This window comes from Lelliottia jeotgali, assembly GCF_016771845.1.
Lineage (GTDB): Bacteria > Pseudomonadota > Gammaproteobacteria > Enterobacterales > Enterobacteriaceae > Enterobacter > Enterobacter jeotgali.
Genome location: NZ_JAENMQ010000007.1, coordinates 174,861 through 190,089, shown reverse-complemented (window position 1 = coordinate 190,089; position 15,229 = coordinate 174,861). Strand labels below are relative to the sequence as shown.

At 52.8% G+C, this 15,229-nt stretch carries 18 protein-coding genes; 8 read left to right on the top strand and 10 right to left on the bottom strand.

Translation table 11 applies throughout. The features are described from left to right. The first annotated feature begins 246 nt into the window (after positions 1-246). Positions 247-1,116, top strand: a complete 870-nt coding sequence (yghU, locus tag JBO43_RS14880; protein WP_103948129.1) for a glutathione-dependent disulfide-bond oxidoreductase — start codon at positions 247-249, stop codon at positions 1,114-1,116. An 87-nt stretch (positions 1,117-1,203) separates the two neighbouring features. Here the strand turns inward: yghU and JBO43_RS14875 are convergent, their stop codons facing one another. The 4 genes from JBO43_RS14875 to JBO43_RS23210 all read right to left on the bottom strand — a co-directional run bounded on the left by JBO43_RS14875 (position 1,204) and on the right by JBO43_RS23210 (position 3,449). After that, positions 1,204-1,887: a molybdate ABC transporter substrate-binding protein gene (locus JBO43_RS14875; protein WP_202674610.1), complete on the bottom strand. Its 684-nt coding sequence runs from the start codon at positions 1,885-1,887 to the stop codon at positions 1,204-1,206. Next, a complete protein-coding gene (locus tag JBO43_RS14870; RefSeq protein ID WP_103948889.1) occupies positions 1,887-2,939 on the bottom strand; it encodes an ABC transporter substrate-binding protein in 1,053 nt (350 codons plus the stop codon). Before JBO43_RS14870 ends, JBO43_RS14875 begins: the two co-directional genes overlap by 1 nt. Positions 2,940-3,099: 160 nt before the next feature. Continuing rightward, positions 3,100-3,231 carry a LuxR C-terminal-related transcriptional regulator gene (locus JBO43_RS23215; protein WP_407929815.1) on the bottom strand — a complete coding sequence of 44 codons (132 nt, stop codon included), beginning with the start codon at positions 3,229-3,231 and terminating at the stop codon, positions 3,100-3,102. Next, entirely contained in the window at positions 3,174-3,449 is a 276-nt protein-coding gene (locus JBO43_RS23210; protein ID WP_202674609.1) for a helix-turn-helix transcriptional regulator, read from the bottom strand. Before JBO43_RS23210 ends, JBO43_RS23215 begins: the two co-directional genes overlap by 58 nt. Before the next feature lie 450 nt (positions 3,450-3,899). Here JBO43_RS23210 and JBO43_RS14855 point away from each other — a divergent pair, with 450 nt between their 5' ends. Together JBO43_RS14855 and fucR are read left to right on the top strand one after the other, a co-directional pair. Then, positions 3,900-4,883: a sensor domain-containing diguanylate cyclase gene (locus JBO43_RS14855; RefSeq protein WP_095283361.1), complete on the top strand. Its 984-nt coding sequence runs from the start codon at positions 3,900-3,902 to the stop codon at positions 4,881-4,883. After that, the gene (fucR, locus tag JBO43_RS14850; protein ID WP_174348508.1) at positions 4,880-5,596 is read left to right on the top strand and encodes an L-fucose operon activator; all 717 of its coding nucleotides are present in this window, start codon (positions 4,880-4,882) and stop codon (positions 5,594-5,596) included. The genes JBO43_RS14855 and fucR overlap by 4 nt, the downstream gene beginning before the upstream one ends. Here fucR and JBO43_RS14845 read toward each other — a convergent pair. The 3 genes from JBO43_RS14845 to yghX all read right to left on the bottom strand — a co-directional run bounded on the left by JBO43_RS14845 (position 5,578) and on the right by yghX (position 8,713). Next, positions 5,578-5,865: a DUF2623 family protein gene (locus JBO43_RS14845; RefSeq protein ID WP_095283363.1), complete on the bottom strand. Its 288-nt coding sequence runs from the start codon at positions 5,863-5,865 to the stop codon at positions 5,578-5,580. The two genes, fucR and JBO43_RS14845, sit on opposite strands and share 19 nt — an antisense overlap. 99 nt (positions 5,866-5,964) lie before the next feature. Continuing rightward, positions 5,965-7,602: a methyl-accepting chemotaxis protein gene (locus tag JBO43_RS14840; RefSeq protein ID WP_095283364.1), complete on the bottom strand. Its 1,638-nt coding sequence runs from the start codon at positions 7,600-7,602 to the stop codon at positions 5,965-5,967. A gap of 223 nt (positions 7,603-7,825) precedes the next feature. After that, a complete protein-coding gene (gene yghX / locus JBO43_RS14835) occupies positions 7,826-8,713 on the bottom strand; it encodes a YghX family hydrolase (protein WP_095283365.1) in 888 nt (295 codons plus the stop codon). Positions 8,714-8,795: 82 nt separating this feature from the next. Here yghX and JBO43_RS14830 point away from each other — a divergent pair, with 82 nt between their 5' ends. Beyond that, the gene (locus JBO43_RS14830) at positions 8,796-9,836 is read left to right on the top strand and encodes an aldo/keto reductase (protein WP_095284374.1); all 1,041 of its coding nucleotides are present in this window, start codon (positions 8,796-8,798) and stop codon (positions 9,834-9,836) included. A gap of 131 nt (positions 9,837-9,967) precedes the next feature. On the opposite strand, the gene JBO43_RS14825 is transcribed toward JBO43_RS14830, so the two are convergent. Further along, complete coding sequence (locus JBO43_RS14825; RefSeq protein ID WP_095283366.1) at positions 9,968-10,471, bottom strand: ESA_00282 family adhesion-associated protein; 504 nt, start codon at positions 10,469-10,471, stop codon at positions 9,968-9,970. 102 nt (positions 10,472-10,573) lie between these two features. Here JBO43_RS14825 and JBO43_RS14820 point away from each other — a divergent pair, with 102 nt between their 5' ends. The 3 genes from JBO43_RS14820 (at position 10,574) to JBO43_RS14810 (ending at position 12,414) form a co-directional block, all read left to right on the top strand. Continuing rightward, positions 10,574-10,978 (top strand): hypothetical protein, encoded by a 405-nt coding sequence (locus tag JBO43_RS14820; RefSeq protein ID WP_095283367.1) that lies wholly within the window; start codon positions 10,574-10,576, stop codon positions 10,976-10,978. After that, the gene (locus JBO43_RS14815; protein WP_095283368.1) at positions 10,971-11,423 is read left to right on the top strand and encodes a cytoplasmic protein; all 453 of its coding nucleotides are present in this window, start codon (positions 10,971-10,973) and stop codon (positions 11,421-11,423) included. The genes JBO43_RS14820 and JBO43_RS14815 overlap by 8 nt, the downstream gene beginning before the upstream one ends. A 94-nt stretch (positions 11,424-11,517) precedes the next feature. Then, positions 11,518-12,414 (top strand): SDR family oxidoreductase, encoded by an 897-nt coding sequence (locus tag JBO43_RS14810; RefSeq protein WP_202674608.1) that lies wholly within the window; start codon positions 11,518-11,520, stop codon positions 12,412-12,414. A 96-nt stretch (positions 12,415-12,510) separates the two neighbouring features. Here JBO43_RS14810 and exbD read toward each other — a convergent pair whose 3' ends face one another. Continuing rightward, positions 12,511-12,936: a TonB system transport protein ExbD gene (gene exbD, locus JBO43_RS14805; protein WP_095283370.1), complete on the bottom strand. Its 426-nt coding sequence runs from the start codon at positions 12,934-12,936 to the stop codon at positions 12,511-12,513. A gap of 6 nt (positions 12,937-12,942) precedes the next feature. Beyond that, positions 12,943-13,674 carry a tol-pal system-associated acyl-CoA thioesterase gene (gene exbB / locus JBO43_RS14800; RefSeq protein ID WP_095283371.1) on the bottom strand — a complete coding sequence of 244 codons (732 nt, stop codon included), beginning with the start codon at positions 13,672-13,674 and terminating at the stop codon, positions 12,943-12,945. Positions 13,675-13,924: 250 nt separating this feature from the next. Between exbB and metC the strand changes: the two genes are divergently transcribed. Further along, on the top strand, positions 13,925-15,112 hold the full coding sequence (gene metC / locus JBO43_RS14795; protein ID WP_103948123.1) for a cystathionine beta-lyase: 1,188 nt from the start codon (positions 13,925-13,927) through the stop codon (positions 15,110-15,112). Positions 15,113-15,229: the final 117 nt, after the last annotated feature.

The window sequence follows — 15,229 nt, the reverse complement described above, 5'->3', positions numbered from 1 at the left end:
TCCAACTCACTCCTTGCCATAAAAGTATTTAATACTGAAAAGTTCTTTTTATTCAGAAGCATCATATTCAGCTTTGTCATATTGCGCATTAACAATGAAAATGCGATTTTCGATTAAGCTTATAACCGTTTTGATATATATAAGCGCCCGAAGGAATAGCGCCTAATCTATTGCGCTCGCAACGTTAAATGGTTCACGAATCTCCTGCTACACTGCCTCAACACATCACTAAAAAGGCAGATCAACATGTCCGACAACACTTACCAGCCACCGAAAGTGTGGGAATGGAAACAGAACAACAACGGCGGCGCGTTCGCTAATATCAACCGCCCGGTTTCTGGCGCAACCCATGAAAAAGAACTCCCGGTTGGCGCACATCCGCTGCAGCTTTATTCCCTTGGCACGCCAAACGGCCAGAAAGTAACAATCATGCTGGAAGAGCTACTGGCGCTCGGCGTGACGGGTGCGGAATATGATGCGTGGCTGATCCGCATCGGCGAGGGCGATCAGTTCTCCAGCGGTTTTGTGGACGTGAACCCTAACTCGAAAATTCCGGCACTTCGTGACCACTCAGTGAACCCGCCGCTGCGCGTATTTGAATCCGGTAATATCCTGCTGTACCTGGCAGAAAAATTCGGCCACTTGCTGCCAAAAGATCCGGCGGGACGCACCGAAACTCTGAACTGGCTGTTCTGGCTGCAAGGCTCTGCTCCGTTCCTCGGCGGCGGTTTCGGTCATTTCTTCAACTATGCGCCGGTTAAGATTGAGTACGCGATTGATCGTTTCACGATGGAGTCCAAACGCCTGCTCGACGTGCTGGATAAGCAGTTAGGTCGCGGGCGCTATGTGGCGGGTGATGAGTACAGCATTGCCGATATCGCCATCTGGCCGTGGTTCGGCAACGTGGTGCTCGGTAACGTTTACAACGCCGCCGAGTTCCTGGATGCGGGAAGTTACAAGAACGTCCAGCGCTGGGCAAAAGAAGTCGCCGAGCGCCCGGCGGTGAAACGCGGCCGTATCGTCAACCGGACCTTTGGCGAGCCGAGCGAACAGCTGCATGAACGTCATGCGGCGAGCGACTTCGATACCCACACCGAAGACAAACGTCAGGCCTAATACGATGACACATTGCCCGGTGGCGCTGCGCTTACCGGGCCTACGTTTGTTTTGTAGGCCGGATAAGCGCAGCGCCATCCGGCAGAATTACACGCCGAAACCCGCCTGCTGCAATATCACCTTTGCCTTTTCCGACTGTAAAAACTCCGCCAGATTCTCTGCCTGTGGCGTCATGACTGCACAGGCATATTCCGCACGCGGGTTAATAGGCTCCGGAATGTTCAGCACGCTTAAACCGTTTATCTGACGAAGCTCAGGCGCGTAGCTGGCATAGCCGATAAACAGATCCGCCTGACCACTCTGGATGATCCACTCCGCCGCCAGTTTCCCCTGCGGAACCGCTGGAGATCCCCGCCCGCCGACCAGCGCCATTGCCCGCTCGCGCACCGCGATACCCGCTTCACCCATGCGCGTAAACAGCTCCTGCGTATAGTCGCCAGAAGGGTCGCACCCCGCCGTTGACGTCGCCACCCGCAGGTCGGGACGCGTGAGCAAAGTGAACCAGTCATCGCCCTCGCGCAGCGCGTTGCTGCGCACGGTTAGACAAAGTGTGTTGCTGGCAAACGGCACCACGGAACGTGCTTGTCCTTGCTGGAGCAACGCCTGCGGATGGGCAACATTTGCAGACGCAAACAGATCGCACGGTTCCCCTGCTTCAATGCGTTCGCGCAATAGCCCTGCCGGGCCAAACTGGGTGTCGACCGATTGCGGAAAGTGTGCCAGTAATGACGACCATACTTTGCGCAGGCTGCCCGCCGCCAGCACGCGCATCAGTCGATACCTTCGTAATGGGTGCGGTAGAAACGCTGATACCAGTCGTCCGCGACCTTACGCATATCGATATCTTTAAACTTCTCAGGATAGAGTTTTTTCGCCATCCACAACTCACCGATGCCCATTGCTTCCGGCATCGGGTAGCCCCACGCTTTGGCGTAATCCGGCATCAGATAGACGCGGTGGTTTTTGACGGCATCGATCACCTGCCACTGTGATGAATTTTTGATTTCATCGACCACAGACGGATAACGATCTTGCACGAAGATCACCTGCGGATTCCAGGCAATGATTTGCTCCATCGCCACGGTTTTGAAGCCCTGGATGGTCGCCGCCGCCACATTGAGTGCGCCAGCATGAGCCATCATCAGGCCGGTGTATTTTCCAGAACCGTAGGTGGTCAGTTCCGGGTTAGCCATATAAGCGCGAATACGCTGCTCTGCCGGAATGTCCTTCAAACGATCGCTGACCATTTTGCGACCCTTATCGGTAGCGTCGATCAGATCTTTGGCTTCCTGCGGTTTGTTAACGATCTCACCGATCAGGGTGATACCCTCTCGTAGCCCCAGATCATAGGCTTTTTCTTCGTCGGCCATCGTTGGATTGAGTTTCGCTTTTTCCCCCGCTGCGTCGTGGCGCAGGGAGATGGCGATAACCGGGATGCCCAGGCTGCTGATTTTGTCGATCATTTCCTGCGGCGCGTAGTTGGTGACAAACACCACCTGTGGGTGCAGGGCGATCAGTTTCTCAGGGTCTACGTGGGTGAGATCGCCGAGTGTCGCTTTCTGATTCAGCCCCGGAGCCAGACGGGCGTAACCCTCGCCAAGCTGCTGTTTCCAGTTCGCCATCACGCCAACGATTTTGTCGGTGGCATTCATTTGCACCAGCAGGTTCAGCGTCTGATGCTGAAGCACGACCACCCGATCAACCTGGTCGGGAACGGTGACGGTGCGGCCAATTTGATCGGTTATCTGACGAGATGCCTGAGAAGATAACGGGAGTAAAATCAGTAAACTAAAGGTAATTCCCTGCCAAAATCGTTTTTTCATAATGCCCTCTCACTTTCGTTATGAAATGGATTATATAACGATTCGAGCAGCGGATCTTCGTATGCTTTGGGGGTATGGATTACATCCACATTGGCACAAGAAAAGAAAACCCCAACATATACAGAGCGTACGGCCTTTTCGTTCCTCTACGCATGGTTGATTAATCCGCCAGCGCTACAATTTTACCTTCGTAGCGCTGAATACATTTTCTGAGTTCCAGATCGTTAGTCACATTCAGCTTTCGCATAATGCTTCTTTTATGTGTGCTGAATGTTTTTTCACTGCGGAACAGGACTTTCGAAATTTAGAGTAAGACGACAGTTGAACCACTGCCGCGAGAAAATCCATCCATTCGACTTTCGTTTCAATATTTAAACGAAGCCGTGCATTACGCTTAAACGTAAACACCGTTTTATAATTGCAATGACGGCGGGTGGCGATGTCATGTGTTTGCAAACCGGAGGCGAAATCCAGAAGGACATTTAATTCCGAGTCCGCATTATTTTGCACAACAACGCGTCAAGACCCGCGACGCCGATAAGTAAAACTCTGGCAGCATCTGACGAGTTGCAAATTTCTTCCGTTAACTGCTCCAGAGAAAAAAGGGGATAACCCGGTGTCCCTTTTCCTGGAGTTGGACACACAGGCTATTGCGTAACAAAACACGCGGTTCAAAAAGAATAACGAGAGGTAAGGAATTCATAGCATCCATTGCATGTCATAAAATAAAAAAGCCTGTACAAGATAATTCTCAGGTTTTTTTATTCAAAAAAAATAAAATCCACTAATGGACTCAATAAAAAACTCCTACTGACTTCAAACGGTTGTTGTACGGTCTCTTTTGCTATCTCTTCACAAATGCAGATGCACTTATCGCAAATCACTCTCTTTTTTCAACAGCATATTTACAACTGACGCTAAACTGGCAAGAATAATTCTTATTTTCCTAAGAAACTTCCTATGTCAGAACAGGCGCTACGACAACAGATTCAAAATCTGAAAAAGCATAACGCCCGGCTTGCACGGCTGGCCCGTGACGCCCGTAGCAAGCTCAGCGCTGCGCTGGACGGCACTGGCCTGTGTCTGTGGCAACTTGACGTGCCCACTGGGAAGTTGATTATCTACAATCGCCGCTGGGGATCGATGCTCGGCTATCAGCCGAAAGAGCTGAGCGCACAATTCGACGTTTGGCGGGAACATCTTCATCCTGATGATAAGCAGATGGTGCTGGATGCTTTTTACGATCATCTGCACGGCAACACCCCGTTCTACGAAGCGCTGCACCGTATGCAGCATAAAAACGGTACCGTCAGTTGGGTGCTCGATCGCGGTCGCGTGAGTGAATGGGATGAGCACGGGAATCCGATAAAAGTGACCGGCACCCACATCGATATGACCAAAGAAAAGCAGTACGAGGAACAGCTCGCGCTGCTGGCAAACCACGATCCGCTCACAGGCCTTGCCAATCGCCACGCCCTGCTCAAACACTTTTCCGCACTTAAAACGCAGGGCCCTCTGTGTGTGGCGTTTATCGATCTGGATGATTTCAAAACGGTTAACGACACCTTCGGCCATCGCAGCGGCGACGAACTGCTGATCCAGCTCAGTCGACGCCTGCGTGAAACCTGCCCGCAAGGTTCGATTGTGGGTCGTCTGGGCGGCGATGAATTTGTCCTGCTGCTGCCCTTCCCGCTCTCCAGCCTGTGGGTAAATAGCACCGCGCATAGCTGTCTGCGTGCGGCGCTAACGCCCTTTGAGCTGGATAACGGTCAGGCGCAGGTGGGGGCGTCGATCGGGATTGATGAGGTGCAAGCACAGGATGATTTTGTGAATGCCCTGCGCCGCGCCGATCAATCGATGTACCAGATCAAACACACCGGGAAAAATGGCGTGGCGATCGGCTCGACGTTGATTTCAATTTCACGTACCGGAACGGACGCGTGAAAAGCAGTCGCCTGCAAAACATCATCCAGCTGCTGAGCGGCTGCGATGGGCTGACCACTGATACGCTGGCAGAGCACTTCGCGGTCAGCAAAGAGACTATCCGCCGCGATTTGAAAGGGCTTCAGCAGCAGGGAAAAATTGTGCGCCACCACGGTCGGGCGCGCGCCATTCACCCGGACAGCCGTGATGGTGGAGAACCTTTTGGCGCTCGGCTCAAAAGCCATTATGCCGATAAAGCGGATATTGCCCACCGCGCGCTGGACTGGATAAGCACCGGCATGACCGTCGCGCTGGACGCCAGCTCGACCTGTTTTCATCTGGCTCGCCAGCTTCCTGACATCGAACTGACGGTGTTCACCAACAGTCTGCCCATTTGTCATGAAATGGCGAAACGCGAGCGCATCAACTTGATCTGCACGGGGGGCACGCTGGATCGAAAGTATCGCTGCTATGTGAACCCTGCGCTGGTGACGCTGCTAAAAGGACTGGATATCGACCTGTTTATTTTTTCCTGCGAAGGCGTGGATGAACAGGGCAACATCTGGGACCCGGCCGAGCAAAATGCGGCCTTTAAGGCGCAACTGCTACGCCGCGCCAGTCAGTCTTTATTATTAATCGATAAGAGTAAATTCCAGCGTTCGAGCGAGGTGAAGATAGGTTCGCTTTCTCAGGTCACGCAGATGATCACCGACGCTCATCCTTCCAGACGGTAGCCCGCCATAAAGTAGCGCAGCGTGGTGCTGGACTGATTCTCTTTGAAGAAATCCATCACCATGTCGCGATCCAGACCGTAGCGCCGCGTCAAAATTCCCGCTTCCCAGGCGCTCAACTGGCGATCGCCGGTTTTCTCAAACATACGGTGCGAAAAGCCCAGTACGAATCCGCGTTTGTAGTCGGAACAGAAATGCGCCACGTTTTTAGCAGTATCCGCCTGCGCCGCGCGCATTCCCGCCATCAGCCCTTTGCCAAAATGGTTTTCCATTAGCCTGCCCTCAATCGTTATATACTAAATTATATAGCGATATTTTGAGCGATGGCTAGTGGAAAATGAGGCCGCACAAGGCGGCCTTTGAAGGATCAATCAAAACGAAACCCATTCGTCCGGCACGCCGGGCGATTTCGCGCGTGCAGGAGTTTTAGGGGAAGCGATGACTGCGGCACTTTTCGGCTCCTGCGCTGACAGGCGGAATTTTTGTACCGAGCGCTGCAACTCTTCCGTCTGGCGCTCCAGCGCCGAGGCGGCAGCGGAAACTTGCTCGACCAGCGAGGCGTTCTGTTGCGTCACACCGTCCATCTGGGTAATCGCCACGCCGACCTGCGAAATCCCTTTGCTCTGCTCTTCCGACGCCGACGCAATCTGCTTCATGATGGTCGTCACTTCGGTAACCGCGCGCAGAATCGCCTCCATCGTGGTGCCCGTATCGTTGACGATTTTCGCCCCTTGCTCGACGCGCGAAACGGAATCAGCGATCAGCCCTTCAATCTCCTTCGCCGCATTCGCACTTCGACTCGCCAGGTTGCGAACTTCGCCTGCCACCACCGCAAATCCACGGCCCTGTTCCCCGGCGCGCGCCGCTTCAACCGCCGCGTTGAGCGCCAGAATATTGGTCTGGAACGCAATGCTATTAATCACCGTGGTGATCTCAGCGATTTTCTTCGAGCTGGCAGAAATCCCGCTCATGGTAGTGACCACATCCTCGACCAGTGAACCGCCGCGACTTGCCGTCGTGGAGGCCACATCTGCCAGTTGACTGGCCTGGCGCGCATTTTCAGCGTTCAGTTTCACCGTGGCAGTGAGCTGCTCCATGCTGGCCGCCGTCTCTTCAAGCGCCGCCGCCTGCTCTTCAGTACGCGAGGAGAGATCGTTATTGCCGCTGGATATTTCAGTCGCGCCGCGCCAGATATTTTCGCTGCCGGAACGAATAGAGCTGACCGCTTCACGCAGACTGTCCTGCATCGCGGTTAACAGAGGCACCAGTCGGCCCACACAGTTACGCCCGAAGGGTGCAATCGGCTGGCTGAGATCGCCCTGTGCAATCTGACGGAAATGCTCACGAATACGATCCAGCGGTTTCACCAGCATCGCCACCAGATAGCGATCGGTGAACAACAGGATCAACAGACCAATAATGGTCGCCGCGATAATCACGACGCGCGTCATGCTGGTCAGGCCGTCAACCACGTCGCGAGTGCTGTCGAGCGTACTGGCAGCCGCGGTGTTGAATTTATCCGCCGCCGCCCCGAAAGCACGACTCAACGGCGGTGTGACGTTATTGGCCTGCTGGCGATAACCCTCGATCGTTCCTTGCTGTGCCTGCTGCATTTGCTGCGCAATCCCTTGATCCAGCAGTGCCTGCCAGCTGCCGATCACCTCTGCCGAGATTTTTTCATCCATCGGGCCTGGCGAGATGGCTTTCATCTCGTTGAGCTTCTTGCTCATATTATCCAGCGCAAGCTGTGCGGAGGCTAAATCAGGATTTCCGCCTGCGGCTTTGGCTTCCATTGCACGACTAAGACGCGTGACGAAGCGGAAATATTGATCGTTGCCCTGACTTAAGATCGTCATTTGTTTAACAATTTGACGATCGATTTCGTTGCCATCTGAGACCCTGGAAAGTGACCAGGTGCTGTAAAGCCCAACCCCTGCCCACATCAAACAAAAAATACCCAGAATCGTCAGCATGACGAACCGGATAGTAAAATTACGAAGCATTTGCATAAGAGTATCCTTGCCGTTAGGGAAAACTCGCCCAAAGGCGAGTCTTATCTTGGTTATCGGCAGGAATGGGGGAAGATATATGCTTTAGGGCATATATTTATAAAAACGCGCACTCCCTGACTTTAACAAAAGCCTGAATGACGAATACCCTGATAATTAGCACGCAAATATAATAAAAAAAAGCCGCTGTTATCCGGCTCTTTTTTGAAATAATACATTCATACTAGTTCAAATATTTCTCAAACCATCCCAATGTTCTTTTCCACGCCAGTTCTGCTGCGGCTTCGTCATAGCGTGGGGTCGAATCGTTATGGAATCCATGATTTACGCCGGGATAAATATAGGCCTCATAGACGTTATTATTGGCCTTCAGAGCGGCTTCATACGCTGGCCAGCCTTCGTTAATGTTCTTATCAAGCTCTGCATAATGCAGCAGCAATGGCGCTTTTATTTTGGCGACATCCGCCGCTGCAGGCTGGCGTCCATAAAAGGGTACGGCGCATTCCAGCTCAGGATAGGCCACCGCCGCCGCATTGGAAACGCCGCCACCGTAGCAAAATCCGGTGATCCCGACTTTTCCGGTCGCCTCGGGGTGTATTTTCATAAACTCAACGGCGGCAAAGAAATCGTTCATCAGCTTTGTCGGATCGACTTTTTGCTGCAGCACTTTGCCCTCTTCATCGTTGCCGGGATAACCGCCGACGGAGCTTAATCCATCGGGTGCGAGGGCGATGTATCCCGCTTTGGCGACACGCCGGGCAACGTCTTCAATGTACGGATTCAGCCCACGGTTTTCGTGCACCACCACCACGGCGGGCACTTTCCCGGCCACTTTCGCAGGCTTGACCAGATATCCCCGCACCTCGCCATGACCGTTTGGTGAAGGATAATGAATGTATTCGGGCAGAATATCGGGATCGGTGAATTTCACCTGCTCGGCCAGCGCGTAGTTTGGCTTAAGCATATTGAGTAATGCCAGCGCCGTTACGCCGCCTACCGCATAGCGCGCCGCCAGATTCAGGAACTCGCGTTTGGATATTTTGCCGTGAGCGTAATAGTCATAATAATCGAGCAATTCTTGCGGAAAATCTTTAGCGGTCAGACGCGTCATCGCATATCTCCAGAAATTGTGATTTTATAATCATAGAATGAAAACGCTGTTTCGAAACTTCATCGATAAGAAAGGAGACATCATGTCCTGGACCCCCTACCCAAGCCGCTACGATAATATGCAGTACCGATACTGCGGTAAAAGCGGCCTGCGCCTGCCCGCACTGTCGCTAGGATTGTGGCACAGCTTCGGCCACGTTCAGCCTCTTGATACCCAGCGTACGCTGCTGCGCAAAGCCTTCGATTTAGGCATTACCCATTTCGATCTTGCCAATAACTACGGGCCTCCTCCCGGCAGCGCGGAAGAGAATTTTGGCCGTCTGCTGCGCGAAGATTTTGCCGCGTACCGCGATGAGCTGATTATCTCTACCAAAGCCGGATACGACATGTGGCCTGGCCCCTACGGCTCAGGCGGCTCGCGTAAATACCTGCTCGCCAGCCTCGATCAAAGCCTGAAGCGTATGGGCGTGGAGTATGTGGATATTTTCTATTCGCATCGCGTCGATGAAAACACGCCGATGGAAGAGACCGCCGCCGCGCTGGCTCACGCCGTGCAGAGTGGTAAAGCCCTGTACGTGGGGATTTCGTCTTACTCCCCGGAACGCACGCAGAAAATGACCGAGCTGCTGCGCGAGTGGAAAATCCCGCTGTTGATCCATCAGCCGTCCTACAACCTGTTAAACCGCTGGGTAGATAAGAGCGGCCTGCTCGATACGCTGGTGGCAAACGGTACCGGTTGTATTGCGTTTACGCCGCTGGCGCAGGGTTTGCTGACCGGAAAATACCTGAACGGCATCCCAGACGGTTCGCGGATGCAGCGCGAGGGGAAAAAGGTGCGCGGGTTGACGGAGAAGATGCTGACCGATGCCAACCTGAACAGTTTGCGTCTGCTCAATGAAATGGCGCAGGAGCGCGATCAGACGATGGCACAGATGGCGCTGAGCTGGCTGCTCAAAGATGAGCGCGTGACGTCAGTACTGATTGGTGCCAGCCGCCCTGAACAGCTCGAAGAGAATGTCCAGGCGCTGAATAATCTGCACTTTAGCGACGATGAGCTAACGCGGATTGATCGCCACGTTGCGGACGGAGAGCTGAATTTGTGGCAGGCATCGTCGGATAAGTAGTTATAGTCAGTGCGGTTTGATGCCCTCACCCCGGCCCTCTCCCACAGGGAGAGGGAGAAAAAAATCTCACCGAACATTCCCCTCTCCCTTTGGGAGAGGGTTAGGGTGAGGGAAATACCAGGGCATTTACGCTACACCGTCGCAGGATCGACTACCGGGCGCTCGTACTCCGGCCAGACCAGCACCACCAGTTCCGGATAAGCCTGTAAGCTAAACTCGCGAAAACACTGGCGCAGATTCAGCACATCGAGGTCGGAATGCGACACTTTTTCACCGTTCAGGCAGCGCTTTTTGATATTGTCATAATATTTATAGACCGCCGAGTTGAGATCGCTGCAGCGGCGCTGAGCCTCAAAAAGTCCCGGTGTATCGTTTATTTCTGTCATCTTCATGCGCTTTATTGTGGCGTGCAGAAAATCGATATATTCATGATTCACCCGCCAATACCACACTGGCGTTATCGCATTCATCAGCATCGAGAAATGGTCTTCACCCTCCTCTTTGGTCATAGGAATGGGTTGGGATGACTCGCCAGTTTGCTGTAAGTCTTTCGTTTTATTGAACTCTCGCATCAATAAAAGAACACCGGCGGTAAGCACCAGTAATGTAATGACAGAATAAAAAATGCTGTTCATGGGTTGGCTCCATTTTTTTTGATTTTAAATTTGCCTCATGTTATTGTCAACGAATCTCACGTCCTATTCGATCCTACCCTGTTGAAATTAAAGGATATTAAAATGCTGCCCGACAATCTTGTGCCGGTCAGGTACCACATCGCCTCTGTGGTCCCTAAATCGGCGGAAGCAGAAAGCAATGCTAATTTCACTCAGGGAAAAAGAAAGCTATCCGATTTCGAAGCTGACATATTAATTGGTGTTACCCGTACGGGTAAATCACGTAATATGCTGCTGGAAGAGCACGACCGCCATATAAAAGACCGGCTATTCCGCGTGGTAAAGATTGAAGCCTTTGCCCACCTGCTTAACGACCTGCAGGCTGAAGGTGAAATAGATGCCCAGACATTAAGTCAAATAATGGCTGAAAAAACGGAAGAAATAAATGAAGCGGGTAACGAAATTTGGCTTAATCTAATTACGCGAGAAAAAAACAATCCCATTTTTTATAAACTAGAGGATGATTAACGTGAAAGAAGTTGAAGACAATAACGTTTATTTGACTTTAGATAACCATAAAAGCGATGAGTTTATCTTAAAGCAGAATCTCGATGCATTGATAAAACATAAAAATGACGAGATGACCCGCATTGCGCAAGACATGGTATCGATCCCAGCCGCGCTAGTGCGTCTGAAATGGGAAAATCGCCGTGAGATATATTCTCTGCAGGTGAAAGAAGAAATATACGGTTCGATGATTAATGCGCTCATGGAACTTAAGCCAGAGCTTAAAGAAAAAATCATGGGACGGCTGGAAAGCAACTATCAGCATATGCTGACCAGAGAGTCCGCCACACTGCGTCTTACGCGTAAGCTGGCTGACGGCGGATATCACACCTCCAATGTCACCGCTGTTGCTCTGGACGAAGAAGCGCTTGCCGCGAAGACCGACGCGTCTTCAGACCCTAAATAACGGCCCATCCCCGTCAGATTCGCCTGAATCAGCCCACCCCTTCCGTAAGCTCCCCTAGACTTAATGCCTTAAGTCACCGTTAAGGAGCGCTCTTATGTCAAACCATCAGACGAAAATCCAGAATCCCATCACCCAATACCACACCGGCGACTATCCGAAGCAAAAGCAGCCTGCGCCCGGCGTACAGTCGAAGATGACGCCTGTGCCTGATTGTGGCGAAAAGAGCTATAAAGGCAGCGGCAGGCTCCAGGACCGCAAGGCTCTGGTGACGGGCGGAGATTCCGGAATCGGACGCGCCGCAGCCATTGCTTACGCGCGTGAAGGCGCTGATGTCGCGATCAATTACCTCCCAGCGGAAGAAGAAGATGCCCAGCAGGTGAAACAGCTTATCGAAGAGACGGGTCGTACAGCCGTGCTGATCCCCGGCGATTTGAGCGATGAGTCCTTTGCCCGCTCGCTTGTGCATAAAGCACATGAAGCCTTAGGCGGGCTGGATACGCTGGCGCTGGTCGCAGGGAAACAGGTCGCCGTCGAGAAGATTGCCGATCTGACCACCGAGCAGTTCAAACAAACCTATGCGGTGAACGTACTGGCGCTTTTCTGGATCACCCAGGAGGCGATTCCGATTCTGCCTGCCGGTTCCAGCATTGTGACCACCTCGTCGATTCAGGCCTATCAGCCGAGCGCGCATCTGCTCGATTACGCCTCTACTAAGGCGGCGATATTGAACTACAGCCGGGGTCTGGCGAAACAGGTGGCGGAGAAAGGTATTCGCGTCAACGTCGTCGCCCCAGGTCCAATCTGGACCGCGTTGCAAATTTCTGGCGGACAGACGCAGGAGAAAATCCCTCAGTTTGGTCAGAAGACACCGATGAAGCGTGCGGGGCAGCCTGCTGAGCTGGCTGGGGTGTATGTCTATCTGGCAAGTCAGGAATCGAGTTACGTGACGGCGGAAGTGCACGGCGTGTGCGGCGGGGAGCATTTGGGATAAACGTCTGTGCGGGCTGTTGCCCTCACCCCAACCCTCTCCCGTGGGAGAGGGAGAACACAAACAAAAACGGTAACCCTTGGGTTACCGTTTTGCATTTTATTTGGCTGCCGTTTTCTCTTCGCCTACCAAACCAATCTTGAGATAACCCGCCTGGTGAAGCCGGTCCATTACTCTCATCATAGTTTCGTAGTCGACGGTTTTATCCGCTCGGAAGAAGACGGTGGTGTCTTTCTTGCCCTCAGTCAGCGCATCGAGTGCCGGAATAACGGATTCATCGGTAACCGGGTCGTTGCCCAGGAACATCGATTTATCGGCTTTTACCGACAGGTAAATCGGTTTTTCCGGTCGCGGCTGCGGCTGGCTGGAAGACGCCGGCAGATTCACCTTCACGTCCACCGTCGCCAGAGGCGCGGCCACCATGAAGATAATCAGCAGAACCAGCATGACGTCGATAAACGGCGTCACGTTGATTTCATGCATTTCGCCGTTATCGTCCAGATTTTCATTAAGACGCATTGCCATAACGTATCAACCTACACGCAGTTTCGAAGCAGAATGGACCGGCTTAACGGAGCTGGCACTGAGGTCGAGATCGCGGCTTTGCAGCAGCAGAACCTGCGCAGCAACATCACCGAGCGTGGCTTTGAAGCTGCCAATCATACGCGCGAAGACGTTATAGATAACCACCGCAGGGATGGCAGCAATCAGGCCGATAGCCGTTGCCAGCAGCGCTTCTGCGATACCCGGCGCCACAACCGCAAGGTTAGTGGTTTGCGTTTGAGCAATCCCGATGAAGCTGTTCATAATGCCCCATACGGTACCAAACAGACCGACAAACGGCGAAATTGCACCGATAGTCGCCAGATAACCATTCCCACGGCCCATGTGTCGACCGACGGCAGCAACGCGACGCTCCAGGCGGAAACCTGTACGCTCTTTAATGCCTTCGTTATCTTCACTGCCTGCGGAGAGTTCCAGCTCGTTCTGAGCTTCGTAAACTAATTGGGTAGTCAGGCTTTTTGCTGCGAACGCAGACGTCATGTCAGACGCCTGATCCAGAGAGCGAGCTTCAGCCAGTTGCTGCTGCTCGCGCTTGAGACGACGCTTTTGGGAAATCAGCTCGACGCTCTTGCTGAAGAAAATTGCCCAGGTGATCACGGACGCCAGAATCAGGCCGATCATCACAATCTTAACCACGATGTCAGCATGTTGATACATGCCCCAAACGGAGAGATCCGTCTGCATCAAATTATTACCCACTCTGTATCTCCAGGACGCAAATCACAAATTCTGAGCATAATAATATCAAAACCACGTCGAATTGATAGTAGTTCTCATTAGTATTTGCATAGTGCCGTAAATTTCGCTCATTTTCCTTGCGCTTACGCAGTAAAAATTTCTTATGCGTATTTTTGATAAAATTTTCTGCTTATTCGCTTAGCATCCGGGTGCAGATTTTCATAGTCGTGGTAGTCTGGACGTCCAGACGGATAAAACAGGTTTAGCGAACATGACAGAGAAGCATCTTGATACCACGCTTGTCCAGGCCGGACGCAGTAAAAAGTACACTCAGGGTTCGGTCAATAGCGTGATTCAGCGCGCCTCCTCGCTGGTCTTCGATACCGTTGAGGCCAAAAAGCACGCCACCCGTAACCGGGCGAAAGGCGAGCTGTTTTACGGTCGTCGCGGCACGCTGACCCATTTCTCATTGCAGGAAGCGATGTGCGAGCTGGAAGGCGGTGTCGGTTGTGCGCTATTCCCGTGCGGCGCAGCGGCGGTAGCCAATACTATTCTGGCGTTTGTTGAACAGGGCGACCATATCCTGATGACCAACACCGCCTACGAGCCGAGCCAGGATTTCTGCACCAAAATTCTGACCCGTCTGGGCGTCACCACCGGCTGGTTCGATCCGCTGATCGGCGAAGGGATCGCAGAACTTATTCAGCCAAATACGCGCATCGTGTTCCTGGAATCTCCCGGCTCTATCACAATGGAAGTGCATGACGTTCCGGCCATTGTTCGCGCGGTACGCCGCATCGCGCCTGACGCCATCATCATGATCGACAATACCTGGGCGGCGGGCGTGCTGTTTAAAGCCCTCGATTTTGACATCGACATCTCTATTCAGGCGGCGACCAAATATCTGATTGGGCACTCCGACGGCATGATTGGCACGGCGGTGTCTAACGCCCGCTGCTGGGATCAGCTGCGCGAAAATGCTTACCTGATGGGGCAGATGGTCGATGCCGATACTGCCTACATGACCAGCCGTGGTATTCGCACGTTGGGCGTTCGCTTGCGTCAGCATCATGAAAGCAGCCTGAAAGTGGCCGAATGGCTGGCACAACATCCGCAGGTGGAACGCGTCAATCATCCGGCCCTACCGGGCAGCAAAGGCCACGAGTTCTGGAAACGTGACTTTACGGGCAGCAGCGGTTTGTTCTCGTTTGTGCTTAAAAAACGCCTGAACAACGACGAGCTGGCCGCCTACCTGGATAACTTCTCGCTCTTTAGCATGGCCTACTCGTGGGGCGGCTTTGAATCTCTGATTCTGCCTAATCAGCCTGAGCAGTTGGCTGAGCTACGTCCCGGCGGCGAAATCGACTTTACCGGCACCCTGATCCGACTGCATATCGGTTTAGAAAATGTTGATGATCTGCTCGCGGATTTGTCGGCAGGTTTTGAACGTATCGTGTAGAGTGCAGGCTGTAAACGTACTCCCGGACGGTTTTACAGACACAGACCGCATAAAAGTCTGCGTTTGTTGCGTACGCGATCAACCCAAGCCGGGTAAATCAGGAGTACAATAGCCGCA

Excerpts from the sequence above, each read along its gene's own strand:
- yghU (WP_103948129.1), top strand. The coding sequence starts at position 247 with ATGTCCGACAACACTTACCAGCCACCGAAAGTGTGGGAATGGAAACAG.
- JBO43_RS14875 (WP_202674610.1), bottom strand. The coding sequence starts at position 1,887 with ATGCGCGTGCTGGCGGCGGGCAGCCTGCGCAAAGTATGGTCGTCATTA.
- JBO43_RS14870 (WP_103948889.1), bottom strand. The coding sequence starts at position 2,939 with ATGAAAAAACGATTTTGGCAGGGAATTACCTTTAGTTTACTGATTTTA.
- JBO43_RS14855 (WP_095283361.1), top strand. The coding sequence starts at position 3,900 with ATGTCAGAACAGGCGCTACGACAACAGATTCAAAATCTGAAAAAGCAT.
- JBO43_RS14845 (WP_095283363.1), bottom strand. The coding sequence starts at position 5,865 with ATGGAAAACCATTTTGGCAAAGGGCTGATGGCGGGAATGCGCGCGGCG.
- JBO43_RS14840 (WP_095283364.1), bottom strand. The coding sequence starts at position 7,602 with ATGCAAATGCTTCGTAATTTTACTATCCGGTTCGTCATGCTGACGATT.
- yghX (WP_095283365.1), bottom strand. The coding sequence starts at position 8,713 with ATGACGCGTCTGACCGCTAAAGATTTTCCGCAAGAATTGCTCGATTAT.
- JBO43_RS14830 (WP_095284374.1), top strand. The coding sequence starts at position 8,796 with ATGTCCTGGACCCCCTACCCAAGCCGCTACGATAATATGCAGTACCGA.
- JBO43_RS14825 (WP_095283366.1), bottom strand. The coding sequence starts at position 10,471 with ATGAACAGCATTTTTTATTCTGTCATTACATTACTGGTGCTTACCGCC.
- JBO43_RS14820 (WP_095283367.1), top strand. The coding sequence starts at position 10,574 with ATGCTGCCCGACAATCTTGTGCCGGTCAGGTACCACATCGCCTCTGTG.
- JBO43_RS14815 (WP_095283368.1), top strand. The coding sequence starts at position 10,971 with ATGATTAACGTGAAAGAAGTTGAAGACAATAACGTTTATTTGACTTTA.
- JBO43_RS14810 (WP_202674608.1), top strand. The coding sequence starts at position 11,518 with ATGTCAAACCATCAGACGAAAATCCAGAATCCCATCACCCAATACCAC.
- exbD (WP_095283370.1), bottom strand. The coding sequence starts at position 12,936 with ATGGCAATGCGTCTTAATGAAAATCTGGACGATAACGGCGAAATGCAT.
- metC (WP_103948123.1), top strand. The coding sequence starts at position 13,925 with ATGACAGAGAAGCATCTTGATACCACGCTTGTCCAGGCCGGACGCAGT.